A 25,407-nucleotide genomic window follows, 5' to 3' on the forward strand; every position below is an offset into this window, starting at 1 on the left:
TTTTTCCCTTGTTTTCATGGACGCATCATTGACCCCTCCGTCTCCTCAAGGTACCCCACCTCAAAGCTGTTTCAAGGAGAGCCCCGCATGTCGAATCCATCCCTTCTGATCCTGCCCGGTGACGGTATCGGCCCCGAAGTCATGGCCCAGGTCCGCCGCATCATCACCTGGTATGGTGACAAGCGCGATCTGGCATTCGATGTGAGCGAAGATCTGGTCGGCGGTGCCGCCTATGACAAGCATGGTGTCCCGCTGGCCGACGAAACCATGGCCAAGGCACAAGAAGCCGACGCGGTTCTGTTGGGTGCCGTTGGCGGCCCGGCCTATGACGATCTGGATTTCAGCGTCAAACCCGAACGCGGCCTGTTGCGTCTGCGCAAAGAAATGGATTTGTTCTCGAACCTGCGCCCGGCCCAGTGCTTTGACGCTTTGGCTGACTTCTCGTCGCTGAAAAAGGACATCGTGGCCGGCCTGGACATCATGATCGTGCGCGAATTGACGTCGGGCGTGTATTTTGGCGAACCCCGTGGCATCTTTGAGGAAGGCAACGAACGCGTTGGCATCAACACTCAGCGCTATACGGAATCCGAAATCGAGCGCGCCGCACGGTCGGCGTTCGAGCTGGCCATGCGTCGCGGCAAAAAAGTCTGCTCGATGGAGAAGGCCAACGTGATGGAATCGGGCATCCTGTGGCGCGAAGTGGCCACCCGTGTGGGCAAGGAATACCCAGAAGTCGAACTGTCGCACATGTATGCCGACAACGGTGCCATGCAGCTGGTACGTGCACCCAAACAGTTTGACGTCATCCTGACCGACAACCTGTTCGGCGACATCCTGTCCGATTGCGCAGCCATGTTGACCGGAAGCCTTGGCATGCTGCCTTCGGCCTCCCTGGGCGCGCCCATGGCCAATGGTCGGCCCAAGGCGCTGTACGAACCCGTTCACGGCTCGGCCCCCGATATCACAGGCCAAGGCAAAGCCAACCCGATCGCCTGCATCCTGAGCTTTGCCATGGCGCTTCGCTACAGCTTTGATCAGGGCAGCGAAGCCGACCGCCTGGAAGCCGCTGTTGAACAGGTGCTGGCAGATGGTGTGCGCACCGCTGATCTTTTGGGCGAAGAAGGCGTCACCCCTGTTTCGACATCGGAAATGGGTGATGCGATTCTCGCGGCGTTGGACGCCAGCCTCTAATCCTACGATCCCACGACGACAGAACGCCCGCTGTATTTGGCGGGCGTTTTTTGTTGTCCGCCGCCTGGGGCGACTCCTTCAGGGTCGCGTGTGTTGCGCATTTTACCCCTGGCCAACATCACATTCCGCTCCTGCCCGCCAAGATCCTGCAGTCAGGCAACGGGGCGACACCGCGCATTTCCCAGCAGATGCGACCAGCCCAGAGCCCGGTCTCAGGTGCTCCCCCTTTTCTCAACGGAAACACGCAAGTAGCCAAATAAATCCTCAAGCGTTTATTTTTTACGGCGAAGAATTGGCCTTGCAAACACCCCGACACGGATATAAATCACGCGCCACGGTCGGAGTGTAGCTCAGCCTGGTAGAGCACTGTCTTCGGGAGGCAGGGGTCGGAGGTTCGAATCCTCTCACTCCGACCAATAGAATCAAGAACATACGCAAAACTGAAACCTGCAATTTATGCAACCTTGCATGAGTTGCGCAGTATCGCGAAAACCAAAAACAAGGAGAAGGCGCAGAAAAAGCTGGATGAATTCCAGCCCGATGCGGCACCCGCCGACCCCAACGCCCCCTATAACCGCACAAGAACGGACGGATACTGGGAGACAGTCAACAAGGACGGTAGCGGTAAGACCCGACGGCATTCTCACGGTAGGAAGGATGAAAAGGCTGCGTCAGCAGCACATGACAACTTCGTTAAGGAACTGGTTAGACCCTAAATTCCAGCTCGCCCTACAGTGGCTTGGATCCTGGACAAGTATTACGAATACATCTGTCGAGAGAAGGCAGAGTCCACTTCTGGCCCCATGGCAGCGAACGTGGAGCCGCTGAAAGAGCATCTGGGGCATATGTTCTGGGATGAAGTCGTCAAGATACCGTGGACGAATACACAGAATGGCGGATGACGAAACCCCGCTGGAAGGCGCATCAGGATTTCGAAGGGCAATATGGGACCACCAGACGGAACAACGCCTGCAAGGACCTGAGAGTCCTGCGGGCCGCGCTAACGCGCGCACGGAAGAACCGCTACACCACCTATCCTCCGGATTTCTCCATCACCGAAGGCGAGTCGGTGCGCGATACGAAAACATGGATCACTATGGAAGAAATGGAGCGCATGATAGCCGCCTGCGAACCACGCCCCATCGTCGTCAACGGGCTTGAAATTGACAGGGAACGAGACCGCTCGCATATCGAAGGATTTCTGTTGATCGCACTCGCCACTGGCGCGCGGAAGGAAGCTATTCTGTCGCTGACATGGGATCAGGTCTATATCCCCGAGGCCACATTGAAGAGCGTGACGGAAGTTAAACCAGAACCTGTTCTGGACCCAGAAGGAAATTGGGTCATGCCCAAGCGTGCGACCCAGCGCACCTATGAAAACCCGCCACTGAACTACGAGTCCGGCACAGTGGCTAAGGGAGCCTATATCGACTTCGGCGCGGGCAGCGGGAATAAGCGCCGCCCCCAGATTCCTATAGGCCAGAGTTGGAGGTTGATGAGCTACCTGATCTATGCAGATCGTTCGCAGCCCTACGTGATCACCTACAATGGCAAGCGCGTGAAGAGCTTGAAGAAAGGCCTTACGGAAGTCGCAAAAGAAGCGGGTTTGAACAAGTCGGTGACGCACCACACCATGAAGCGTACGGCGATCACCCATATGGTCCGGGCGGGCATTTCATTCAACATCATTGCTGACGCCGTAAACACCACTGAAAAGGTGTGAAAAAGCACTACAACATGCACCGTCCTGACATCGAAGAGGCGTTTGGGGATGCGCTGTCGGTTCGGTAGTCCGTTTTCGGGCAGGCTTACACCTATCAAGCCCGCACCGTGCGCTCTAAGGGTTGTAACGCGATTGTCCAGACAGATTCCGTGTGCCTTTGCAGTGTGGATACCCTGAGCACCCCCAAAACTGTTTCCCCGCATTTCGTCCACGTCTTGCGGTACGTTTCACCATTGATCTGCCGCAATAACGACAGTCGGGAACGCCTCCCACGTTGGAAGTGGCGCGGGGACGTCTAGATGTTGCCGCGCGTTGAGTCTTTGATGGTTGCGGGACCCGGCGCGGTGGCGACGTAACCACTAGAGTCACTATGGATGTCGGGATAGAAGCCCCCAGTTCGTTCAAATCACGTTCGGCCTGCGACCTCGCGTTAAGTGCCTCAGAGAGTTCCCGGTCGTTCTTTGCACGGGCAGGCAAACCGTCGAGCCAACCGACATAAATCAGCGTTCGCGCGCATCGATGACGGCACCAATGGCCAGTCGACTGTCAAAGAAAGCAAGAAAGTTAGAGAATTTTCAAAAATTTTTACCCTGTTTTACGATTCCGACATGGGGGGACTACAGCAGCCGAAAAGTACCCTAAAAAGTTAAGAGATCGCGTTACCAGTCCGCCGCGCCTTGCTCCAAGGAGTTCTTGTGGGGGCTGTTTGTGCTCGGTTTGGTAGCGCCTAGTATAGCCTTGGGTCCCTCGGTGCCCGCATTTAGCGGGTCTATGTGGTCGATTTAGATGCGTTAATAATGCGATAAACGGAAGTACGCCCGATATTCAAACTTCGTGCTATCTCGGTTGGGGTGATACCTTCACTTCTTAATTTCAGAACGCTCTGAGATTGAGCACGTGCGGTGGGTTTGCGACCCTTGTATTTGCCTTCGGACTTGGCCTTAGCAATACCCAGCTTCTGCCGTTCCAACATCATAGACCGCTCGAATTCCGAAACTGCGCCGAGCATGTTCAGCAAGAGCGTTCCCGTTGGCGTAGAAGTGTCGATGTCCATCGCCAGAATACGCAGGTTTGCGCCTTTGGACTTTATCGTGTGTACGACCTCACCAAGATGCAGGACTGAACGGGCAAGACGGTCGAGCTTGGTCACAATTAGAGTGTCACCTTCCCGTAGAAAGTCGAGTGCCGCCGCCAGACGCGGTCGATCTTCGACTGCTGAGACCTGTTCCACAAACATCTTTTCGCAACCAATTGCCTCAAGATCGCGCTTCTGCCCTTCAAAGCCAGCTTCCTGTTCCAACGTGCTTGTGCGAGCGTACCCGATCAGCAACTATTTCTCCGAATCTGTTCCACAAAGTCTTAAATATTTTTGGACATTTGTTCCAAAATGTCAGAACCATTCTATTGGCACACTCTCAAGGTGACCCACCGGTGTTCCACAGAAGCCTGCCGTGTGGTTTACGGCATCGCCACGCAACCCGCATGGCGATTGCACCCAATGTCACCTGATGCGCCTTGAGGAGCGTCGCGATGCCGTTTGATGCGCTCCACGACTTTTGCTCTCTGATCGAACGTGATCTCGATCCCGGCGCGGAAATGCTCCACTTCCTGCAACAGGAGGTGCCGACCGCCACGCATGTTGACCCTTGGCAGGTGGAGGCGATCACATCGGACGCGCAGACGGTCGCACTGCTCGTCTGCCGTCAGGCGGGTAAATCCTGCGTCCTCGCGACGCGCGGCGTTCGCGAATTGAAGCGTGGCGGCACAATCATCTGCGTTGCCCCCGCCGAACGTCAGACACGCGAAATCACCCGGAAAGTGCAAGCATACCTGCGCGCCACTGACCTCGTGGTCGAACGCGCGACGCAGACGGAAATCGAATGTTCGAATGGCGGACGCTTTATCGCTGTGCCTGTGTCGGGCGCAACGATACGTGGTTACACAGCCGACCTGCTTCTGGTGGACGAGATGGCATACTTACCGGGAACGAACGGCGGCGAGGATGTTGTCGTTTCTATCCTGCCCATGCTGCGCGACAACGGACAGACCTTCTACGCCAGCACCCCCGCTGGAAAAAACAGCCTTTTTGCATCGCTATTCCTTGAACCCAAGGACAACGTGCATCGATCAAGGTTCCCGGCACTTCGATCCCGCGCCTTGCATCCCGCGTTGAGCGCCTGCGGTCGCAATTGTCAGCCACGCGCTTTCGGCAGGAGGTCATGTGCGATTTTCTGTCTGACGGTCTGTCTTACTTCGACCTGTCCGCCATAGAGAACGCCACCAGCATGGAGAACGCAATATGTCCTCGGTTTTGAACCTCAACTACATGCCCGATGGTCGCGTGATCAACAAAACCGGACATGACCCCGCAATCGAGAGAGTGGCCGGATTTGTCAGATACTTCGTGGGCGCTGATTTGGGGCAAGCTAATGACTTCTCGTCTACGGTTGTGATCAAGGATTAGCAATTGCCCATTCATGACGGCACGCGCGTCAAACTCGGCCCCCGTGAACGCAAGGTTGTCTTTGCCAACAAGTTCAGCCTATGCCTCGTTTTCCGGCATCCGAATAATCAAAGTGCTGTGGAAGGCCGGGTCATACACGGACATTTTACCCAGCTGTGGTGATCGCCAAGCATCTCTCCGTGGTCAGCAGTCACGACAATCAATGTGTTCTCGTACTGCCCAGTGCCCTTCAAGAAGGACACGACCTGCCCAATATGGTGATCAACTTGGGTGGCCAAACCCAGATCGATCGAACGCAAGGTCTGTACGGTGGCATCCGTTAGGGGCAGGTCTGGCTGCCCATCCACAAAGTCGGCAACAGAGGTTGTGCGGATAGTTCCTTCAAAGAAGGGGTGTTCGGAAATTTCGTCCTCGGCACTGGCCAGGCGGTTGGGCAAAGGCAGTGTCGCGGGATCGTACATGCGATTATAAGGCGCAGGCGCAACCAATGGTGGGTGCGGCCTGATATAAGTCAGATGTGCGCACCAGTTAACCTCGGTGCTGTCTGCCATATAGTCCAGAAATCTATCTGTCAGATAGGCCGTGTCACTGTGCTCTTTCGCGTAAAGTGCGGGACCGTCGGGACGTAGATCCTCACCTTCGCGCTGCGGAATGAACACATCATTTAGACCATCAAACTGGTATCCCTGTTCACGTAGATGTTTTTGCCACCCGGTGGAGACTTTGAACCACATCTCTAGGGCTTCTTCAAAGCTCGCCATCGGCAGCTCGTAGGAAAAGAGCGCGGGATCGTCGGGGGCATCTACGCACGGATCCTGCGCGGTGTCCGTGTGGCCGAACAACAAAGGCGTATAGCCCGCCTTTCGCATTTCCGTACCCAGATTGGGAATGTCGTGCCGAAGGGGGGGGCCGTTGCGCACAGAGCGATGGTCCATCGCATATTGCCCGGTGAGCAGAGAGGCGCGTGACGGACCGCAGGGGTTGATGACCGAGTAATGGTTCCGGAATGTCATCCCATCTGCCATGAGCGCACGCAGGTTCGGCAAGTCCACATATTTGGCGAGCTCACCGAACACACAATCTGCGCGCAGCTGATCAATAGCGATGAAGAGGACGTTTTTTTGATTTGGAGGTTATTGCGACCATTCCGCTTGGATCAGATTCAAGACAGCCTCATGCATTGCCGGGGTTGCTGCGGAGACAACGTGCCCTTCGGATTGAAGCGTCAGCGTGTCACCATTCCAGTCGGTCATGACACCACCGGCCGCTTCTACCACTGCCAGTACAGGCAGATAGTCATAGGGTTGCAGATCATAATCGACCACCGCATCCACATGACCCATTGCCAAAAGCGCGTGCGGATAACAATCGTAGGACAACCGGCGGGTTTGTCCTGCGGTCATGAGTTTGTCAAATACTGCAGGGTGGTCGCGAAAAATTTTCTCGCCCTCATTGATGAACAGGACTGCCTCTGCCAGCTTTGATTGATCACTGACGGATATTGGTTTCCCATTCATGGTCGCGCCTTGACCTTTGACACCAATCAAAGTTTCTACCAGGGTCGGAACGCCAATCACGCCGATCTCGGGCTGGCCGAGTTTCAAGCGCCCCAAAAGAAAGCCAAAAAGCGGGTGCCCCGACAAAAAGGATCGTGTGCCATCGATTGGATCAACGATCCAGATTTGGTCACGATCTTTGCCCTGAAAACCTGCTTCTTCACCAAAAACGCCATCTTGTGGAAAATGCTCGGCAAGATAGCTGCGCACAATTTCCTCGACCCCTCTGTCGGCTTGAGTGACCGGGCTTTCGTCGGATTTGAAATCAACGCCAAGATTGCCTCGAAAATAGCCAAGCGCGGCTTTCGCGGCGATTGCTGCAATCTGTTCCGCGTGGTGCGTAATGTCAGAGTTCACTTGGTCCAATTCCCAGTCAGGCCATTTCCAAAACGGGCTGTTCAAAGGCAGGAGAAGGCAGCACATGGCACGCAACAAAATGGCCGTCGTCCAGTTCAACCAACTCGGTCGGATGCGCTGAGTGGTCAAACCCCGGAGGGGCTGCGACAACCCTGAACCCTTTATCATCGCGTTGCACGATCGGATGGTCTTGCACGCCTTCAAACTTTTCGGGGTTGAACGGTGCGTCCGGATCTGGATGAGGCACAGCGGTCAACAACGCACGCGTATAGGGGTGCTGCGGATTGAAAAAGATCTTCTCGGTCGGTCCGTATTCCATGAACTCACCGTGATACATCACCGCCACGCGGTGTGAGATCTGCGCGACTACAGCCAGGTCATGGGCAATGAACAGAAAGCTGATGCCCATTTCCCTTTGGATGTCACGCAGTAGGTCCACGATTTCAGCCTGGATCGACACATCCAATGCAGAAACACATTCATCACAGACCACGAATTTTGGCTTGGACACCAAGGCCCGTGCGATACAAATCCGTTGACGCTGTCCACCAGAGAAAGCATGCGGGAAGCGGCGCAGGTGTTCCAGGTCGATCTTGCAACGCTCTGCAATCTCGCGCACCCGGTTGTCGATCTTGTCCCGGTCAGTCATCAGGCCCGACGCCACCAGCGGTTCTGCGATGATGTCGCGTACTGTCATTCGGGGATTAAGCGATGAATATGGGTCCTGAAACACAAGGCTGACCTCGGGACGGAAGGCGCGCAGCATTTCACCCACCAGTGAGTTGATCTGCACCGGCCCTTCGGAAAAAGCCATGTTCATCTTGGAGCGCACCCTACGCAATTCACCGGGGGTGGCATGTGCCAGATCGATGTCGGCCTTATTCTTGCGGTGGAAAATCACCTCACCGTCGCTGGGATCGATCGCGCGCAAAATGGCGCGGCCTACGGTGGTCTTGCCTGATCCGGATTCGCCAACCAGCCCAACAGTTTCACCACGCAGAATATCAAAGGTGATGTCCCGCACGGCCCGCACGGTTTCTGTTTCGGTGCGGAAGAGCTTTTTCTTCTTGATCTCAAAATCGACAGAGAGGTTTTTGACGTCGATCAGCGACTGCCCCTTGCCTCCGGGCAGCGGTTTGGGAGGCACGACCTTATCCAGCCGCGGCACAGCGGCGAGCAGGCGTTTAGTATAGTCTTCTTGCGGGGTGTGTATCACCTCGCGCACGGTGCCCCGTTCAACAATCTCACCCTTGTACATGACCGCAATGTCATCTGCGACCTGCGCAACCACGCCCAGATCGTGGGTGATGAAGATCATGCTCATCTCAAGCTCGGTCTGCAGATCACGCATCAGCTTCAGAACCTGCGCCTGGATCGTGACGTCCAGGGCGGTGGTTGGTTCATCCGCGATCAGAAGCTGCGGACCGGCAGAGAGCGCCAGGGCAATCATCGCCCGCTGACGCATGCCACCGGACAATTCGTGCGGATACTGGTCCACGCGTTGCGCAGGATTGGTCAGGCCAACCTTGTCCAGCATTTCGGTTGCAATCTCGCGGGCATGGCGGCGTGAAACGCCACGATGCAGCATGATCGCTTCCATGATCTGATTGCCGATGGTGTAGACAGGGGAAAAACTGGCCATCGGCTCCTGAAAGATCATCCCGATCTCGCCACCGCGCAGCCGGTGCAGCCGTGGGTCATTGCGCCGGATCTTGGCAATGTCCATGGCCTTGCCGTCCTTGGTCACATAGTTGATCTGGCTGTCTTCCGCGATGCTGGCAATACCAGGCAAAAGCTGCATCACCGCTTTGGTGCTGACGGATTTCCCGGAACCGGACTCTCCGACGATACCAAGGGTTTTACCCTTCTCCAGCGAAAAGGACACGTTGCGCACGGGCGAGACTAGCCCTTCGTCGGTTCTGAAGTTCAGCGTCAGGTTTCGAACGTCGAGGATCGTGGACATTATTTCGCCTCCGCGTACGGATCGGCCGCGTCACGCAAACCGTCACCAATCACCGTGAAGGCCAGCACGGCCACGACAACAAAGACAGCTGGGATAAAGAGCCAAGGGGTTTGTTCAATCGCGCGTACAGATTGTGCCTGTTGCAGCAGAACACCCCAGGACACAGAGGGTGGGCGCAGGCCGAGGCCCACAAAGCTGAGCGCGGTTTCGCTGAGGATCATGTAGGGAAAGCTGATAACCAGATCGACGATGATAAAACTGGTGAAGCTGGGCAGCATGTGCTGGGAAATGATCCGCTTGGTGCGGGCACCGGCCAGACGCGCGGCGACCACGTAATCTTCGTTGCGGATCGACAAAAGCTGCGACCGGATACGGCGGGCAAGGGTCGGCCATCCAAACAAGCCCAATATCAACGTCATGGCGAAATAAACCTGCGTGGTAGACCACTCCTTGGGCATGGCGGCGGCCAGCCCCATGTAAAGCGGGATGATCGGAACCACGCGAATGACTTCGGTCACGCGTTGGATGACATTGTCAATCAGGCCACTAAAATACCCGGCGATCCCACCGATGGTGAGCGCAAGCACAAAGGAAATCAGAACCCCAAACACCCCGATGGAAAGCGACGTGCGGGTTGCGTAGATGGTACGGCTGAAAACATCCCGGCCCAGATCGTCGGTTCCCCAGAAGTGAATTTTCTGGTCCACATCCGCGCTGAGCCCGACAAGATGGCGATTGGTTGGGATGAAGCCCAGAACCTTGACCTCTTCGCCAGGAACAAAAAACTGAAGGTAGTAACGCACATCGGGGTCAGGTTTGGAAATGGCGCGCAGGGTGATAGGATCGCGCTCCGTTTTTGTCCCGTTAACAAATGGAACAATAGAACATCCGTATTCGTCACAGAATCTCGGGATCTGCGGCGGGCCTTCGATGTATGAAGTATCGCGCGTTACCGGCCCATAGGGTGCCACGAATTCAGCAAAAATCCCGGCCAGAGCCATCAACCCCAGCAAAGCCGAAGCCACCATGGCGGCGCGGTGGCGGCGAAAACGCCACCAAATCAGCGTCCATTGTGACGCCGAATAGTATTTGAGCAGGCGCTGGCGCTCTTTTTCCTCTGCTGCAGAGGGGGGTGAGTTCTGTGGATCAACTGTTTGAGTCATGTGTCAGGCGCCCAGCTTGATGCGCGGATCCAGCCAGGCGAGCAGCAGGTCCGAAACAAAGTTCATGAAAACGATGGCGAAGGTCAGCATGAGCAAGATCGCCCCCGCGACGTTCATGTCGAGGTCGAGATAGGCCTTGAGCAGCAGTTCACCCAATTCGGTCAGGCCAAGCACCACGGCAACGATGGGGAGTTCCGAGAAGATGCGGTTCACATCAAAGCCAATGGTGGACACGATCGGGTTGATCGCCAGCCGTGCCGGGTATTTCAACAAGAGCCGTCCTTCGGGAACGCCACGGGCACGGGCCGCCGTAACAGACAGCTTGTTAAGCTCGTCCGACATGGTCGCGCGGACTGTTTGGATCTGATAGGCGACCGCAGACCAAGCCAGCACCACGGCAGGCAGCCACAGATGCTTGAGCATGTCCCAGACCTTGGCCAGCGACCAGGCGGCGTCCTTATAGGCAGCAGAGAAAAGCCCCCCGATATCGGCACCGAACCACCGATTGGCGAAGTAAAGCATAACAAGCGCCAAAAGAAAGTTTGGCAAGGCGAGGCCCAGATAGGAGAGAACGGTCAACCCGTAATCCACAGCCGACCCACGGCGCACAGCGGCATAAATGCCAATTGGGATGGAAATGATATAGGTCAACAGCAGCGTGGCGAACAGGATGCCTGCGGTCAGCCAAACCTTGTCGCCAATCACGTTGGCCACGGAGGTTTCAAAAGCAAATGCCTGTCCGAAATCACCACGAAGCACGATGCCGCCGATCCAGTCGAAATAGCGAAAAAGCATGGGCTTATCGAGGCCCAGGTCAACGCGGATCGCCTGAATGTCTGCTTCGGTCACATTGACGCCTGTGCCGGAATACTTCCGAAAGGCGTAGCGATCGGCATAGTCACCAGGTGGAATTTCCATGATCAGGAAAACCATCAGTGATACCAGGGCCATCGTGATCAGCATTCCGATCACACGCTCTAAAGTGAATCTGAGCATTCAGACCATCCCCACCAGATTTAGAATCAAAAATAGACCCGAAGCGTAGTTTCACGCTTCGGGTCGGATTGGGTGAGCTTATTGCTCAAGCCACCACTGAGCGGGGCGATAAGGATAGGTCCAGTAGAAGTCATAGGTCTTGGACTTGATCGGCTTCACGTTCTGCAGGTCGTTGCGGTGGAGGAACGGTGCAACGATGTCGCCAACTGTACCAATTTTCAGCATGTTATCGGTGTGGATCTGAACAATCTCGGCGCCGATTCTGTTGCTTTCGTCGGACCCCATTTCGACTTGGATGAACTTCTCGCTGAGATCCCAGAGCTTCAGGATATCTGCAGGAGGTTCCACACCTTCCGCGCCATCTGTTTTCTTCCACGAAGCCCACAGCGCACCGGTGCCAGGGTTGAAGAAGTCGCCGAAGGGCGGAACAAACACGGTGGTGTCCTGGCTAATGGTCGGACCAGCATTGCCGTCGTATTTCCAGGTGGTCAGATCCAGATCGTTGTTGTTGCCGGAGGCGCGATACTCGTCCGATGTCACCTCTTTCAGGTCAACACGCACACCAACAGCGGACCAGTAGTCGCGTACCAGTTCCATCATTTTCACAGGAACGCCCTGCGAAGAATAAACTAGGCGTACAACCAGCGGCTTGCCATCGGGACGTTCGCGTGTGCCGTCACCATTGCTATCGGCCAGACCCATCTCGTCAAGCAGCGCGTTGGCTGTTGCTGTATCAAAGGCGATGTCGCGGTTCAGGACCTCGTCGGATACAAACGAAACGGTCTTTGGTTCCGCCGGAACACCCTGCATTGGTGTTCCCTGGCCCAGATAAACGATCTCGTTGATCTCATTACGATTCAAGGCCAGAGACATTGCGCGGTTAAAGCGCAGGTCGCCAAAGATTTCGCGCAGAACTTCGTCTTCGTGAGTGCGGTTGAACGAGAAGAACACGTTTTCCCCAAAGGTCGGTGCGAACTGGATGTTGTATCCGCCGCGACTTTCGTTTTCTTTCAGGAGTGGGAAATCTTCGAGGAAGACCGCCTGCTGTTTCCAGACCACTTCACCATTCATAATCTTGAGGTTCTGAACCTCTTTGTCGGCGACATAAGTTTCGACGATTTCGTTAATATAAGGCAGCTGGTTGCCCGCTGTGTCCACTTGGTGGAAAAAGGGATTTGCAACCAGTTTGCGACCCTCAGATGTTTCTTCGACGACGATGTAGCTTTCCAGAGTTGGCACGACGTGGCGACCAACGGCCTCGGCTTTTGCCGAGTCTTTCAGCAGTGGGGATGGCACGTCTTTCCAGTCAGAACCACCATAGTAGAAATCAACAGCTTCTGCACCATTGGCAAATCCAAGTGCCTGCGCCGCAGCGTCTGCGTCAGCATTGTGCTTTGGCATGAACTGGCCCAGAAAGTGCTTTGGCTGGAACGGTTGGCCATAATCAACTGCAAAGCGGTTCATAATGCCCGGTGTCGGAACTGGGAATGTGAACTGAACAGTCAGATCATCTTTGGCTTCGACTGTCACTGGCTCGCCTGCAAACAACCAGCGATCAGGTGTTTTCTCATATACATCTGAGTTCAGGATGATGTCGTTCATCCAGAATTCAACGTCAGCGGCAGTGAACGGTTCGCCATCGGACCATTTGTGGCCATCGCGTAGAGTGATAGTCAGCTGGGTGTAATCGTCATTCCAGGACCAGGCTTTTGCGACGTTTGGAACAACGGTCTGCAGGTCGTCAGAATAACGAACAAAGTTCACGTGGCGCACGGACAACAAGTCAGAGGTGCCCGATTCAGTGGCCTTGGACAGGCCGGTGATTGCACCCCCGTAAGAACCAATGGAGTCATAAGGCATAACAACCAGCGGCTCGGAAGGCAGGCGTGCTGCAACATCTGCAAGCTCGGCATTGCCGAAGATGCGGGCGTTCAGGTCGTTGATCGTTGGGTTCTGTGCAAATGCCATCGTGCAGGATGCAGCGCCCTGAAATTCCACCAGTTCAAATTGCTGCGGGTATTCAGAGTTCAGACCCATTGGGTCGGCAACGGTTGCTGCCGGGCAATTCGCCAGGGCTGGCGACGCTAGCAATGCAAGCGCAGAGCAGGAAAGAAGTGTGGTTCGGATGGTCATGATAGCCTCTTTGAGCAATTTGTGCTCAGCGCTAGAGGCCGTTCTTTACAGTTCTATGACACTTCCGCTGTCATTAGGAAATTCTATGACCTTTGGCACGATAAGAAACTGTCACATAAGCTCTTCGGTAACCCGCAGAAACTCGCTAACAGTTGCGGTGTAACGCATAGCCGGAAGGCAGGTTAAGTAATGGGTAACTTTCAGATTTTTGTCATCAATAGGCAGAAATACCAAACCTGCTTCGTTAACGAATTCTCGCTCGAATCCAACGCCAACGCCCAGACCCGAGCGGACCAAAGTCATGATCGACCCCCATGACCCAAGACCAAGCAAGGTATTGAGCTGCACCGAAACGATTCGCGCTGCGGCTTCGAAGGACCGGCGGGTCTCGGATGAAGGTTCTCTTTGAATCAACTCCAAACCCACGATGTCATTCCAGTTCAGCGTCTCTTTCTCGGCCAGCGGGTGATCAGCGGGGGCAATGATGCCAATTCGGGTGGGTGCAACCGGAACAAAGTGCAGATCTGTTGGCGGTTCATTGCGAGTAATGAACGCCACATCAAACGTGCCGTTGTTCAGCAGCGGCATCAAATCATTGGTCGCCATTGTGCGGGCAGTGACCTCGACCCCCGGAAATTGACGCACAAATTGTGAAACGATCGGCATGGCCAGCTGATGTGTTGTGTACCCAATATTCAAGGAACCGATATCGAGCGTCATTTTGCGGGCCAATTGATTTTCCAGCTCGGCCTGCAGCTGAACGATCGCATTCATTTTACCCCGTATCTCTTCAAGGGCTTGCGTTGGTACGATCTCATTGCCATTTCGTTCAAAGAACCGACACTTAAATTGCTTTTCGAGCGAACCAATCAAACTGGAAACGCTTGGCTGGGAAACGCGGAGGTGTTTTGCTGCGAGCGTAAAGCTTCCGTACCGCGTGACCGCTTCCAAAGCTTGCAGCTGTTTCAGACTGATGTTTGTGTCACGAGGCATGGAAGGCTCAACTTTCCGGGATTGATTGGCAGTCTCTACAAAACAGGAAACTAGTGTTGTCGTTTGTGTAATGCAAAACCTGTCTAAATTCGGCATCTGAAAGATGCCGCGACTTGAACAAATGGCGGCTTTGACCGTTACATGGCGGCATCGGAATCTTTGCTCTCGCCGCAGTTTTTATGCTGCGGGCCGACGCAGCCAGAATCCCGAATACACAGGCTGGTTTCGAGAGTGCTCCATCGCCGCATCAGGGGCGGACAACCGCTTTGACTTTGCGAACAGCAGGGCCGTTCGCCAAGGTAGTTCAGATGTCAATCCGCTCCGCGATGCTCAGAGCGTCTTCAAGCTCCACGCCGAGTAGCGCACAGTGCTGTCGACCTTCGTGTGACCGAGCAGCAGCAGCACCGCGCGGAGGTTGCCTGTCTTGCGATAAATCTCCGCAGCCTTTGTACGGCGAAGCGAATGCGTGCCGTAGCCGCTGGGTTCCAGACCGATCGCCGTTACCCAGTCGCGCACTAACCTTCCGTACTGGCGGGTTGAGATGTGCGGATGATCGTGAAACCGACTTGGGAACATGAACCGGCACGCGAACATCTCGGGTGTCTTGCCCCACGCCAAGACGGTTTCTCGCGTATTTTCCGTCAGTTCGAATTGAACAGGTCGCTTTGTCTTGCTCTGGATCACCGACACACCTTCGCGAACGTGATCATCCTTCACGAGATCAGACACCGCGAGTTTGATGAGATCACATCCACGCAACTTGCTGTCTATAGCGACGTTGAACAAGGCCAAGTCGTGAAGGCAACCCGCGAGTTCTAGCCGTGCCCGGATCGCCCAGACCTGTTTTGGCAAGAGTGGACGTTTTTGGGCCGATGATACGCGGCTTGTTCCATGCTCGGCGTTTCGGGGTAACGCCGGGTAGTTGGACACTTGGCATGATATGCCCTCCGATCCTCCCACCACGCCCAATCATCAGCACCGCGCCGGCTGGACACGTGTACCTGCAGGGTTGAACGCCCGTTTTGGAAAGCCATCTGAATGTGCATGTTCTGTGCGCGCATTGGTCTACAACGAGCCCTACCTGACCTAGATCTGCCCGTGGTATCTGCTCCCTGAATACATTCCTTGAAGGTATATTCGGTTGCGATTTTCGATCCTAGTTCTCCTGCTGATACTTGCGCTCACTGATGCAAAGGCGGGCAACCCGAAACGGTGACTCTCGAAGAGGGACGTCACATCGAAATGTCCCTCTCAGGCTTGATCAGTCGCCGATACGATTGGGAACGATACTTCACGATTTTCGAAAAGAAACAGAAAGTTCAAATTGAGCTTCTATCGGATACAGGTTGGTGGAGAGGATCGATTCTATATCTAAATAAATCAGTCGCTTACGTATTGAATGAAGGGCAAGGCGGCTGTGTGATTTTCCGATCATCCCCGCCCAAGATCCTTCATGGCTATTCGCATCTTTGCAATCGAACACCTGTTGATACAGAGCGATCCGGTCTGAATTTGTCATCTGACGGGTGCACTCCTTCTCGACACTATTCTGACCTTTGTTTTATGGGGCTTTTTTTGTAGCAGAAGGTGCCGAGAACATGCTGCAATTCAATTTGTCGGACACTCAGGATGAGCCTCTACTCCCCACTCCTCCGTGAAAAACATCCATGTGGCTTTGTTCGCGACCTGTGAATTCACGGTTTCAGACTTGCGGCGGCATGCACGAATGGCTGCAGTCTTCGCCGCGTTGCAGATAAGATTCTGATGCCAATGCGGCAATTTTAGTGCTGCGTGCGCGCGCAGCACTATATCATAATGACTGGGGCGGGCTCAGTGCTGCCTTGCGGCGGTGCAGCACCTGATCTTGCACCAAAAGGCCACCGCCAGTGGTCTGATCTGCCCCACCGGATGCCCGAAGTCAGCCCGTAGTGGACTTTGTTTTAGGGCGCCGCACGACCATGGGCCCCGGAACTAAGGGCAGAAGCGGAAGTTCGCTGTGCTATCTTCTAACGGCGGGGAGGCGCACTCGCACTGGTGTCTAAGACGGCCGCCAAGTTCGTGAAGCGGCCGGTCCCTGCTCAAGCCCCAAAGCCGCGAAAAGCAGCCTCTATGACTGGATCGCTACTTCTTTCCCCTATATGCCTTTATGAAATCAATTTCCTTTCTCAATGAGGCTCGATCATCATCTGAGAAAAATTTGGAATCCGCCAAAACCTTCTCGGCTGCGGGGAAATCCCCAATAGAGACATAATATTCAGATTCGAGCTGCAGATACGGTCTATGGTTGGCACGCAAGTCAGAGGACGATTTACCAAACGTGATGGATCGAACCAGATTTATCTGCTCTTTGGCGCGGGAGGGGTTTCCATCCTTTAGTAAGATTTTAGCGTAGAGTTGTAATGGTGCGAAAAGCCTCGGTGTTTCTTTAACGGCCTGCTGAATGAGCTTTAGTGCCTTCCTGTTGTCCCCATAAAGATATTCCATTTCCGCTAGTCTGGTGTCGTGAAAAGATTTCCTCTCTTCCTCATCAAGCAACTTAAGCTTATCCAAAAGCTCATTTACCTCCGGATCATTCACGCAGTCCTTGCCCTTGTTCTTAATCAGGCAGGAAATCAAGATATCGATAATGTAGGGATTGCTCTGAGCAGTCTCGTAGGCCTCTCTGGCGTAACCCTCAGCTTCACTTGGCAGGTCTAGGTTAAGGCAAACTGAAGCAAGTTCACGCGAAGTTGAACGGTTTCCACGCGCAAGCTCATAGGACCTAATTAAAGCGCTGCGGGCATCCTGAAGTTTCCCCTTCAGACGCAAATTGAAGCCTTCAAGGAAAAAGATGTTCGACTTTGACCAGTCGTCGTCTGCCACCTTCTTTAGTTCAGAAACGCCGTAGGAAAAATCTTTCTGATTGTTAATGCGGGCAGCCGATAGTCCAAGGTAGCGGCAGGCTGCCACGGCACCAGATCTGGACAGTCGAGCTCGCCCATCTATGGCTTCTTTAGCCATCCTTATACTCTCTTTCCATCGCTTCGCGTCGTAATGTCGCTTTGCCAGCCAGACACGGTGGGATGGTAAAATAAAGACTTCCATGAGTTTCCCAATAGGCTGCCCACTCTCTAGCGTAGCCAAGATCGCGGAATCTAGCAGTGCAACCGGTGCATCTCCTTCCTCTAACCGAAGAGCTAGGGAATCCGCCAAAGACTTCATAACCTTTGCGCGCTCAGCTCCTTTGAGCTCTGTTCTAGGATCGCGCTCAGATGCGATACGAAGCGCTGGCGAAATAGAAATATTGTCGTCTTCGATCTGAACGACATGGAGTTCTAGCATCTTCTGAATCGCCCCGCCAATCTTGGTTCTGTCTTCATCAACAACGCTCGCCAACGAAGAAAAATCCAATGACGGTGCGATCGAGAACACAGCGAGAATCTTCAAATCGAGATCCTCGAGCTGTGCCGACCTTAAGTACTCAGAAGTTTGCTTGTGCTTCCAATCAATAAAATCTCTTGGGTTCGACAAAAATACTTCTACAGATGACTGCTCAATCTCATCCATCATACGATAGGCGTTGAAGGGATGCTGATCAGCCATTTCCACGAGTTCTTCTAGCTGTTTTGCGTCAGCTCTTAGATCCCTCTCCTTAAGCAAACTTGAAATAAGTCGCTCAGCTTCCTCTCTCGAAAGAGTTGAAATGCTGCAATATGCGACATCTCGCGCCTGCCTTCGAAGTTTAAACGGAACCATTCTGGGGGAAATAAAAACTAGAGGAGGGTGTGGCTTGCTCGCGACGTAATCTAGAACTTTGCCAAATTCCGGTTGAAGCGCCCCATTGTCACGGAGCAGGCCGCCGCTATCAACAACGTAAAGGGCCTCCCTGTCCTCAAGTACACCGCTAATTTCAGTGGCTATTTCTTGCGCTTTCTCTTCTTGATCCATTGCCCCGAAAGCTAGAACTCGATCACGCAGCTCCAAGATAGAGATATTCGGCCTCAAGGCTGAAAGTACTGCCCGGAAGATATCATCGTATCCTTCAAAGTCATCGAGCTCAATTTGCGGTGGGAGCCCCCCCACCTCTGGGTACTGGTTCTGATAGAACTTCCTTGCCGTAGTTCTTCTCCCCGCCCCGGGGTTGCCAGATACATATAGCGCTTTGACACGAGGCGCATTCAAGTCATTCGCCTGCTTCTCTAGGTTTTTCAACTCATTCTCTCGCCCAACGAAGGGATGAGACTGCACTTCCTTCGTATGCCTAGAAGATAACAAAGTACCTTCAATCAAGCGAGCGGCACTATCTGCGCTTCTTGGTTTTCTTACCATATTGTAGTGTTTCACATAACCTTTCGTGTGTTCGAATGCCTCCTCGTCTAAACAGATGGTAAGCATTCGAGCGACCCCGCCACTCGCAATCATTTCTTTCCCAAAGGCAATTTCAAAGTCGACGTAAGAAGATTTTATCGAATTCCGTGAAAGGAATAGGCAAAACAAGTCCGATCTCTTGAGGGCCTTCAAAATCTCGTCGGCATTCAAGCCGCCTTCTTCAAATGTCTTGGCATCCAGCTCGTAGTGTCCGGGCCGAAGACTCTCCGCTACGGCCTCTACGTAGCCTTTATCTACCGAAGAATGTGAAAGAAATGCACGCATAAGTCCTCCTAAGTATCTAGTTTACGTTACGCGTGAAGGGCTATTTCCTGCAAGCATAGCGCTAGTGTTCTAAAGTATTTCGCGTGATCATAGGGCGCTCGCACCGCAAACTCCAGATACTGTCGACGATAGTCACCAAAATTGGATGAGAATGTTTGGCTACAAGGGTTCTGGTGCCTGTACATAGAGTAAGAGCCACGCCAGGTCGGCTATTCCGGCGTCATCTATTCCCATCCCCCTTGGTTTGGAAGTCAATGTCCGCTTCGGGAAAACTGCAGTGCGGCACCATGAACTTGGTTGAAGGTCCGCTTTGTGCTCCGTGCATCCTGGCGCAGCATCGCACTCTGAAGTTTGCAAAGATCGCAATCTGCGCATTTCTGCCTATGAGTCGGCTATCTGATGCGCCTCGCTCTGGAGCAGGCGATTGGCCGGACGGCAGCCGAGGCAGTCGTGGAGGTGTTCGGCGAGCCCGTCACCGCCAACGAGGTTGGCTGGCTTCAGGCGATCCGTGAAGCCTCTAGAAATACCGATCCCAGGCTGACCAGCAGGTCGCAAGTGGCGATCAAGACGTTCTTCGGGAGGTAGTCGACATGCGCGACCAGATGGACGACTTGACCCCCAACGAGCGCGCATGGCTGCGCTTCCTGCGCGAGGTGAGCAACGATAGCGACCCCAACCTACCTTGCACCGGGTGCAGCTCCTACGCCGTCTGTGCGCGCCTGAAAGGGCATGATTAAGTCAACAACCGGGATGGCGGCGAGGAATGGCTGGATCACTGCGTCTCGCCGGATCCCTGCGCAACGTTTACCTTGGGTTGACATAGGTTTACATCGGCACGATCGATGGAAACCCACTTGGCCCGACTTTGGGCAATTTTTCTTCGGCTCCAGGCTCTAAGGTTTACCCTAAGTTTACATTAAGTTGACAGATTGAGGGTGAAATCGTTGTTTTTCGAGGAGAATGTAAGCCTTCAGAACCCAGGAAAACATGTGGTTTTTGGATTGGTGCATTGGCTCTGGGCGGTGGAAACGCGCAGAGGACGTCAGAAGCAGGGGCAGACAGCACCTGACGCATGAGAGCGTGCAGATCACGTTCTACGACCAGCACTACTCGTCTCAAAGCGCAGTGTATATCAGTCGGTGTAGCGACATCACCGAAGCGAGCATATCTGGTCGAAAGCGTGACGTTGGTGCGAGCGGCTAAGTGGCGCGGCACAGAAGTCCGGAACCTGTGAAGTGAAGTGAATCGTCGAGTGGAGCCTCTAGACGCTCTGGCGCAAAGACATCCTGTTTGCTCCCCGGAATTGGAAGGCTCCTAAAGGTTTCCCCAGATGCAGCACCACAAATGCTATGCAGACCTTGCCTTGCCGCCGATGAGCGAACAGCACGGTGTATTCGGCAGCTATCTAGCTATCTCCCTTTCTAGCTATAATGGAGAATAGGCAAAATCAGCGAACAGAGCGCCCATTTGAGATTGTTCAGGCGACATCCCGTTGATGCCACCGGGTCGGACATGGCCGACTTCACAGAGTCACGAGATAACGTGCTTCCAATTCATCGATGTGACGAGAGATCCAAGGTGGTGCCTCTGCCCGCCATGACGACCAAAGCTCGGGATAGCTCGTTGCGAAAAAGAATGGCGTGGACCCAGCGACGCGATCGGCAAACTCCACGATTTCCGCCCGATGCTCGGCAAAGGCCGGGCTGCTTTCTGGATCGGCTGGCTCCCAGTAGAGGTAACATAGGGACACGGCTTTGCCCGTGAAGGTCTTCGCCAGGCCGAACCCGTGTTTGATGAGCTGCGCGGCATCAAGCCATTTGTAGTGGTTCGGCGCATTCATGAGGCGCTGCATCTCGCGAAAGTAACCCTGTTCCCGTCTCTCATCTCGGATCTGGTTGGTATAAGCGGCGGAGAACGTTGCAATATGCGGTCCGAGGTATTCCGTCAGCTTCGACTCGATCCCGATCACGGTGCTTTCGCTGGTTAATAGGACATCGAGATTGGGAGCTCTCCCACCACGAAGGCCCGTAGGGCATTTGCGCTCGAACTGCAAATCAGTGAAGTGCGATTGCTCGCACAGCCGCAGATCCGCAATGCGCGACCGGAATGGCGCAAAACTATTGACTGCAAGCGCCGAGGAGGAATGGGCCGCCCGGAACTTGGTGCCCAGCTCATTGCCGTCGCCTGCGCGCAAATCCAACTCGAAATCGTCTGGCGATACCTGAGACAGGAGATTGTCCCGGAATGCACCAGCATAGCCGCTCGCGTTGATCGGCACGTCAGGGCGCACACTGGCGAACGCCTCAATGAGCTTCCTGATCGCCTGTGTCTTGGTGTTGGTTGAGTTGCTCTTCATTGGGTGAGAATAGACCGGTCAAGACAAGCGGTAAATCGGCGAATGTGGTCGTGTCTAGGACGCGTGGGCGGCTGTTCCAGCTTATGTCGCCGTGTCTTCTTGCATCCAAGAAGACAGATGAGGAATGGCTTGACGTCCTCGTCGCCTCAGTTGGCGCCACTCATGGGAAGCGAAGTCCTAGGGTTTTTCGATGGAAACAATGGGGATGCATTCTGGCACCGCGACGTCTCTACCTCTGAATCCTCCCGTATGGTCTTCAGGTGTTTCGTTTTACGAGCCGGTTCGAACGTCCAAGGCACGCACTTCATCATCTACGCGCTTCCCCTTTACGAATGGTCCACAGTGCGCCCCGCGAGTGGCGCAAATGCTAGGCATGGATCCCCATTCGCGTGGACCCTGAGCTTGTGTTATCTGTTGATTCACGCGCTCGACCGGGTGGCACATAAACCAATCGGGACACTTGGAGATGGACAAGCTTTCCGTCATGCATGCTTTTCGCCGCATCGTCGAACGCGGCAGCTTTGCTCGTGCGGCGGAGGATCTTAACGTGTCGCCAGCGTTACTGAGCCGCGAGGTCAAGCTCTTGGAAGAAAGTCTTGGCTCTGTGCTCCTTACACGCACAACGCGGTCCATGTCCCTGACCGATGCTGGACGTCTCTATTATGAAGAAACCCTTAGCATTCTCGACGCGGTTACGGATGTCGAGAACCGCATACGCGACGGGGCGGGCGCGGTTCGTGGCCATCTTCGCGTGAACGCGTCAAGTTCATTTGGACAGGCGGTCATCTCGCCGGTTTTGCCAGATTTTCTGGCGGCCTATCCCGATCTGAGATTGACCCTGTCGATGGATGACCGTGTGGTGGACATGGTTGAAGGAGGGTTCGATGTTTCGATCCGCATCCGAGCCGCAATGCCGGACTCTGCTCTTGTGGCGCGCAAGATTGGAACCATGCGTCAGCGCGTCTTTGCCGCTTCCAGCTATCTGAAGCACTCTGGAGTGCCGGAACGACCGGAAGACATCGCTGACCATAAGGTGATCGGTTTCCTGCTCGCAAATCACCTGACAAGCTGGGCACTGTCCGGTCCAAACGGCCCCATTGTCGTAGATATTGATCCACCCGTGCGCGTGGGAAACAGCCTCGTCCTGCGAGATCTTCTGATCGCCGGGCAAGGGATCGGGACTTTGCCAGACTTCGTGTCAAACGGCCCCGAAGAACGCGGTGAGCTGGTGCGCGTATTGCCGGATTACGAACTTCCCGCGCCAGAAGTCTTCGCGGTGACGGCCTCTCGATTGGGGATGGATGCCAAGGTTTCGGCGTTCATCGACCATGTGCGCGCGGCGCTGAGGCACTGACATTATTTAATCCACGTAAAGAATGAAGTGAAAGCGCCGGGGTTATTCCGGCGACGCGCATTCCCCATCCTCTTAGGCACCGAAACATCTGTCTTGAGAGGTTCGAAATGACACGCGTTCTTGTTCTTTACTATTCCAGCTACGGCCATGTCCGCACCTTGGCGCAGGCAGAGGCAGAAGGTGCGCGGAGTATCGCGGGCACCTATGTCGATCTACGCCGCGTGCCGGAAACCGTTCCCGACGCCTTCCGTGAAAACGCGGGGTTTGCCGACGACGACACCCCTGTTGCGTCTCCGACCGATCTTGAACACTACGACGCCATCATCTTTGGCACACCGACGCTGTTTGGCATGATGGCAGGTCAGATGAAGTCCTTCCTCGACCAGGCGGGCGGCCTTTGGGCTCGCAATGCGTTGGTCGGCAAGGTGGCTGCGGTCTTTGCCTCAACCGGATCACAGCACGGCGGACACGAGGCGACGCTTCTGTCCACCCAAATCCCGCTCCAGCACTTCGGCATGCTGATAGCCGGTATGCCCTACAGCTATGCTGGTCAGAAAACTGCGGATGAAATCGTCGGCGGTGCGCCCTATGGCGCCGGCACCATTGCCGGCGCCGATGGATCTCGCAGCCCGACCGGAAAGGATCTGGCGGGTGCCCGGTTCCAAGGCGCGCATGTCGCACGGATCGCCGCACGGCTGGCCGGTGCCGATCTGCGCCAGGAGGCCGCGTAGTGCAGCCCTTGACCATCGATTTCTTCCATGACGTTGTGTGCTGCTGGTGCTTCAATATCTCTTCGCGGATGCGTGATCTCGCCACGGATTTCAAACTGGACATCCGCCACCACACCTTCGTCCTGCAATCGAGTCGCGCCGAGATGGCGGCACGCTGGGGGACACCCCGAATGGCACGAGAGACGATCCTTGGTCATTGGGAGGTCTGCCGGCAAGTCAGCGACCGGCCCGAAAATGTCGATATTGAAGCGATGCGTACAGCACCCTTCGACTATCCACACGGGCTGACCGCGGCAGTGGGCTGCAAGGCGGCAGAACGGATCGGCGGACAGACGGCTCATTGGGATATGTTTGACTGCCTTCAGCGGTTTCACCTGAGGGAGGCGCGCAACATTGCCGATCCTGCAGAGGTGCGTGGCGCCGCAACAGAGGTGGGGTTCGAGGACGCAGCCTTTGCCGAGGCCGTCAATGATCCCGCCACAACACGCGCGGTCCAAAGGGATCGTCACCGCGCCCGAGCGCTTCAGGTGCGATCTGTCCCGACACTCATTGTCCGAGAAACCGGTGCGCGCCTCGTCAACGGTCCACGCGATGACCTAGCGGCACAAATTCGCGCCGCTCAGTGGCTGGTGGCTTGAAAGGAGACTCACATGAAAACCCTGATTTATCGCTTGTTGCCCACTCGGTGCCTGCCGCGTCGCGTGCTTTGCGACCTGTCGCCGCATCTAAAGCGCGACATGGGCCTTGAGCCTTGTCCGAAAGACCCACGATTGCTGATCCATTCACTTTTGTGAACCGCCAACGAGGAGCGACGCCATGTCCCGCACAACCGACATCTTTCTGACCGCGCTAGCCCCCGCTGTCTGGGGCAGCACCTATCTGGTCACGACCCAAGCTCTGCCGGATGGCTACCCAATCACGCTGGCTGCTCTGCGCGCGCTGCCAGCCGGGCTGTTTCTGCTTGCGCTAACACGCTGCCTGCCGCCACGTTCTTGGTTGGGCCGGGCGTTTCTGCTCGGAACTTTTAACTTCGCGCTTTTCTGGGTGTTGCTCTTTGTTGCCGCGTATCGGCTTCCCGGTGGTGTTGCGGCGACACTGGGTTCGCTTCAGGCGATGTTGGTCATTGTCATGGCGCGCGGTTGGCTTGGAACGCCGATCCGGGTTGGGGCAGTGTGCGCCGCAGCGACCGGTGTGCTTGGTGTGGCGTTCTTGCTCATCAGTCCCGAGGCGCGCCTGGATCCAATTGGCATTGCCGCCGGGCTGGGTGGTGCGGCCTCGATGGCTGCTGGCACCGTGCTCAGTCGCAAATGGCAGCCACCCGTCTCGGCGCTCAGCTTCACCGCCTGGCAGCTGACGGCGGGTGGCCTGATCCTCATGCCGCTGGCGCTTATCGTTGAGCCACCCCTGCCGCCCCTCACGGTCACCAACCTTGCCGGTCTGGCATGGCTCGGTCTGATCGGCGCTGCTGCAACCTACGCGTTGTGGTTCAGGGGGGTGGCGCGGATCGAACCCGGTGCGGTCTCCATGCTGGGTATGATGAGCCCGGTGACAGCCGTGATCCTCGGCTGGGTCTGGCTTGGGCAATCCCTATCGCTGATCCAGTTCCTCGGAGCCGTGATTGTCCTCGGTTCAGTCTGGGCTGGCCAACGCGCAAACCGTCCGCGCGCCGTAACAATGTCGAAACCGTTTGCGCAGCCACACAAAACAGCCGTCTGAAATGATTTCGAAGTAGGGAAGCCGTCATGCCTGACCAAGTTATGTCCCTCATACTCATCCAATGAACGCGCCTCGCCGG

General features: G+C 55.2%; 19 protein-coding genes, 1 tRNA gene and 5 pseudogenes. 12 read left to right on the plus strand and 13 right to left on the minus strand.

The window, feature by feature from the left end:
- Nucleotides 1-87 precede the first annotated feature (87 nt).
- From leuB to K3727_18750, 3 genes are all read left to right on the plus strand, one after another.
- Nucleotides 88-1,191: a 3-isopropylmalate dehydrogenase gene (gene leuB / locus K3727_18740; protein ID UWQ90774.1), complete on the plus strand. Its 1,104-nt coding sequence runs from the start codon at nt 88-90 to the stop codon at nt 1,189-1,191.
- A 339-nt stretch (nt 1,192-1,530) separates the two neighbouring features.
- Nucleotides 1,531-1,607: transfer RNA gene (locus K3727_18745), tRNA-Pro, on the plus strand.
- A gap of 458 nt (nt 1,608-2,065) precedes the next feature.
- The gene (locus K3727_18750) at nt 2,066-2,914 is read left to right on the plus strand and encodes a hypothetical protein (protein ID UWQ90775.1); all 849 of its coding nucleotides are present in this window, start codon (nt 2,066-2,068) and stop codon (nt 2,912-2,914) included.
- Nucleotides 2,915-3,028: 114 nt separating this feature from the next.
- Here K3727_18750 and K3727_18755 read toward each other — a convergent pair whose 3' ends face one another.
- Entirely contained in the window at nt 3,029-3,148 is a 120-nt protein-coding gene (locus tag K3727_18755) for a hypothetical protein (protein UWQ90776.1), read from the minus strand.
- 535 nt (nt 3,149-3,683) lie between these two features.
- Nucleotides 3,684-4,244: a recombinase family protein gene (locus K3727_18760; protein UWQ90777.1), complete on the minus strand. Its 561-nt coding sequence runs from the start codon at nt 4,242-4,244 to the stop codon at nt 3,684-3,686.
- Between the two features lie 200 nt (nt 4,245-4,444).
- On the opposite strand from K3727_18760, the pseudogene K3727_18765 reads away from it, so the two are divergent.
- Nucleotides 4,445-5,229: pseudogene (locus K3727_18765) on the plus strand (hypothetical protein).
- Complete coding sequence (locus K3727_18770) at nt 5,214-5,378, plus strand: hypothetical protein (GenBank protein ID UWQ90778.1); 165 nt, start codon at nt 5,214-5,216, stop codon at nt 5,376-5,378. Before K3727_18765 ends, K3727_18770 begins: the two are co-directional and overlap by 16 nt.
- A 78-nt stretch (nt 5,379-5,456) precedes the next feature.
- Here the strand turns inward: K3727_18770 and K3727_18775 are convergent.
- The 10 genes and pseudogenes from K3727_18775 to K3727_18820 all read right to left on the minus strand — a co-directional run bounded on the left by K3727_18775 (nt 5,457) and on the right by K3727_18820 (nt 19,171).
- A pseudogene (locus K3727_18775) lies at nt 5,457-6,484 on the minus strand (sulfatase-like hydrolase/transferase).
- A 27-nt stretch (nt 6,485-6,511) separates the two neighbouring features.
- Nucleotides 6,512-7,357 carry an inositol monophosphatase gene (locus K3727_18780; GenBank protein UWQ90779.1) on the minus strand — a complete coding sequence of 282 codons (846 nt, stop codon included), beginning with the start codon at nt 7,355-7,357 and terminating at the stop codon, nt 6,512-6,514.
- Nucleotides 7,308-9,254, minus strand: coding sequence for an ABC transporter ATP-binding protein (locus K3727_18785; GenBank protein UWQ90780.1), 1,947 nt, complete (start codon nt 9,252-9,254; stop codon nt 7,308-7,310). The genes K3727_18780 and K3727_18785 overlap by 50 nt, the downstream gene beginning before the upstream one ends.
- Nucleotides 9,254-10,417, minus strand: coding sequence for an ABC transporter permease (locus K3727_18790; protein UWQ90781.1), 1,164 nt, complete (start codon nt 10,415-10,417; stop codon nt 9,254-9,256). Before K3727_18790 ends, K3727_18785 begins: the two co-directional genes overlap by 1 nt.
- Nucleotides 10,418-10,420: 3 nt before the next feature.
- Nucleotides 10,421-11,422: pseudogene (locus tag K3727_18795) on the minus strand (ABC transporter permease).
- Nucleotides 11,423-11,491: 69 nt separating this feature from the next.
- Complete coding sequence (locus tag K3727_18800; protein UWQ93455.1) at nt 11,492-13,540, minus strand: ABC transporter substrate-binding protein; 2,049 nt, start codon at nt 13,538-13,540, stop codon at nt 11,492-11,494.
- 117 nt (nt 13,541-13,657) lie between these two features.
- Nucleotides 13,658-14,539, minus strand: coding sequence for a LysR family transcriptional regulator (locus K3727_18805; GenBank protein ID UWQ90782.1), 882 nt, complete (start codon nt 14,537-14,539; stop codon nt 13,658-13,660).
- Nucleotides 14,540-14,843: 304 nt separating this feature from the next.
- Nucleotides 14,844-15,476 (minus strand): annotated as a pseudogene (locus tag K3727_18810) (tyrosine-type recombinase/integrase).
- A gap of 354 nt (nt 15,477-15,830) precedes the next feature.
- A complete protein-coding gene (locus K3727_18815) occupies nt 15,831-16,058 on the minus strand; it encodes a hypothetical protein (GenBank protein UWQ90783.1) in 228 nt (75 codons plus the stop codon).
- A 602-nt stretch (nt 16,059-16,660) separates the two neighbouring features.
- Nucleotides 16,661-19,171: a TIR domain-containing protein gene (locus K3727_18820; protein UWQ90784.1), complete on the minus strand. Its 2,511-nt coding sequence runs from the start codon at nt 19,169-19,171 to the stop codon at nt 16,661-16,663.
- Nucleotides 19,172-19,564: 393 nt separating this feature from the next.
- Here K3727_18820 and K3727_18825 point away from each other — a divergent pair.
- Together K3727_18825 and K3727_18830 are read left to right on the plus strand one after the other, a co-directional pair.
- Nucleotides 19,565-19,756 (plus strand): annotated as a pseudogene (locus K3727_18825) (XRE family transcriptional regulator).
- A 5-nt stretch (nt 19,757-19,761) separates the two neighbouring features.
- Nucleotides 19,762-19,908, plus strand: coding sequence for a hypothetical protein (locus tag K3727_18830; GenBank protein UWQ93486.1), 147 nt, complete (start codon nt 19,762-19,764; stop codon nt 19,906-19,908).
- A gap of 785 nt (nt 19,909-20,693) precedes the next feature.
- Here K3727_18830 and K3727_18835 read toward each other — a convergent pair.
- The gene (locus K3727_18835) at nt 20,694-21,527 is read right to left on the minus strand and encodes a hypothetical protein (GenBank protein UWQ90785.1); all 834 of its coding nucleotides are present in this window, start codon (nt 21,525-21,527) and stop codon (nt 20,694-20,696) included.
- 466 nt (nt 21,528-21,993) lie between these two features.
- Here K3727_18835 and K3727_18840 point away from each other — a divergent pair, with 466 nt between their 5' ends.
- The 5 genes from K3727_18840 (at nt 21,994) to K3727_18860 (ending at nt 25,328) form a co-directional block, all read left to right on the plus strand.
- Nucleotides 21,994-22,881 carry a LysR family transcriptional regulator gene (locus tag K3727_18840; protein UWQ90786.1) on the plus strand — a complete coding sequence of 296 codons (888 nt, stop codon included), beginning with the start codon at nt 21,994-21,996 and terminating at the stop codon, nt 22,879-22,881.
- A 107-nt stretch (nt 22,882-22,988) separates the two neighbouring features.
- The gene (gene wrbA, locus K3727_18845; protein ID UWQ90787.1) at nt 22,989-23,612 is read left to right on the plus strand and encodes an NAD(P)H:quinone oxidoreductase; all 624 of its coding nucleotides are present in this window, start codon (nt 22,989-22,991) and stop codon (nt 23,610-23,612) included.
- Entirely contained in the window at nt 23,612-24,250 is a 639-nt protein-coding gene (locus K3727_18850; GenBank protein ID UWQ90788.1) for a DsbA family protein, read from the plus strand. The genes wrbA and K3727_18850 overlap by 1 nt, the downstream gene beginning before the upstream one ends.
- Before the next feature lie 12 nt (nt 24,251-24,262).
- Nucleotides 24,263-24,406: a hypothetical protein gene (locus K3727_18855; protein ID UWQ90789.1), complete on the plus strand. Its 144-nt coding sequence runs from the start codon at nt 24,263-24,265 to the stop codon at nt 24,404-24,406.
- A gap of 22 nt (nt 24,407-24,428) precedes the next feature.
- Complete coding sequence (locus K3727_18860) at nt 24,429-25,328, plus strand: DMT family transporter (protein UWQ90790.1); 900 nt, start codon at nt 24,429-24,431, stop codon at nt 25,326-25,328.
- The last annotated feature ends 79 nt before the right edge of the window (nt 25,329-25,407 follow it).

Source organism: Rhodobacteraceae bacterium M382 (genome assembly GCA_025141015.1).
Taxonomy (GTDB): Bacteria; Pseudomonadota; Alphaproteobacteria; order Rhodobacterales; family Rhodobacteraceae; genus Aliisedimentitalea; species Aliisedimentitalea scapharcae.

What these genes read in the sequence shown, in the direction of transcription:
- leuB (UWQ90774.1), top strand. Translation starts at nt 88, where the DNA reads ATGTCGAATCCATCCCTTCTGATCCTGCCCGGTGACGGTATCGGCCCC.
- K3727_18755 (UWQ90776.1), bottom strand. Translation starts at nt 3,148, where the DNA reads ATGGTGAAACGTACCGCAAGACGTGGACGAAATGCGGGGAAACAGTTT.
- K3727_18770 (UWQ90778.1), top strand. Translation starts at nt 5,214, where the DNA reads ATGTCCTCGGTTTTGAACCTCAACTACATGCCCGATGGTCGCGTGATC.
- K3727_18780 (UWQ90779.1), bottom strand. Translation starts at nt 7,357, where the DNA reads ATGTGCTGCCTTCTCCTGCCTTTGAACAGCCCGTTTTGGAAATGGCCT.
- K3727_18785 (UWQ90780.1), bottom strand. Translation starts at nt 9,254, where the DNA reads ATGTCCACGATCCTCGACGTTCGAAACCTGACGCTGAACTTCAGAACC.
- K3727_18790 (UWQ90781.1), bottom strand. Translation starts at nt 10,417, where the DNA reads ATGACTCAAACAGTTGATCCACAGAACTCACCCCCCTCTGCAGCAGAG.
- K3727_18805 (UWQ90782.1), bottom strand. Translation starts at nt 14,539, where the DNA reads ATGCCTCGTGACACAAACATCAGTCTGAAACAGCTGCAAGCTTTGGAA.
- K3727_18815 (UWQ90783.1), bottom strand. Translation starts at nt 16,058, where the DNA reads ATGACAAATTCAGACCGGATCGCTCTGTATCAACAGGTGTTCGATTGC.
- K3727_18820 (UWQ90784.1), bottom strand. Translation starts at nt 19,171, where the DNA reads ATGCGTGCATTTCTTTCACATTCTTCGGTAGATAAAGGCTACGTAGAG.
- K3727_18830 (UWQ93486.1), top strand. Translation starts at nt 19,762, where the DNA reads ATGCGCGACCAGATGGACGACTTGACCCCCAACGAGCGCGCATGGCTG.
- K3727_18835 (UWQ90785.1), bottom strand. Translation starts at nt 21,527, where the DNA reads ATGAAGAGCAACTCAACCAACACCAAGACACAGGCGATCAGGAAGCTC.
- K3727_18840 (UWQ90786.1), top strand. Translation starts at nt 21,994, where the DNA reads ATGGACAAGCTTTCCGTCATGCATGCTTTTCGCCGCATCGTCGAACGC.
- wrbA (UWQ90787.1), top strand. Translation starts at nt 22,989, where the DNA reads ATGACACGCGTTCTTGTTCTTTACTATTCCAGCTACGGCCATGTCCGC.
- K3727_18855 (UWQ90789.1), top strand. Translation starts at nt 24,263, where the DNA reads ATGAAAACCCTGATTTATCGCTTGTTGCCCACTCGGTGCCTGCCGCGT.
- K3727_18860 (UWQ90790.1), top strand. Translation starts at nt 24,429, where the DNA reads ATGTCCCGCACAACCGACATCTTTCTGACCGCGCTAGCCCCCGCTGTC.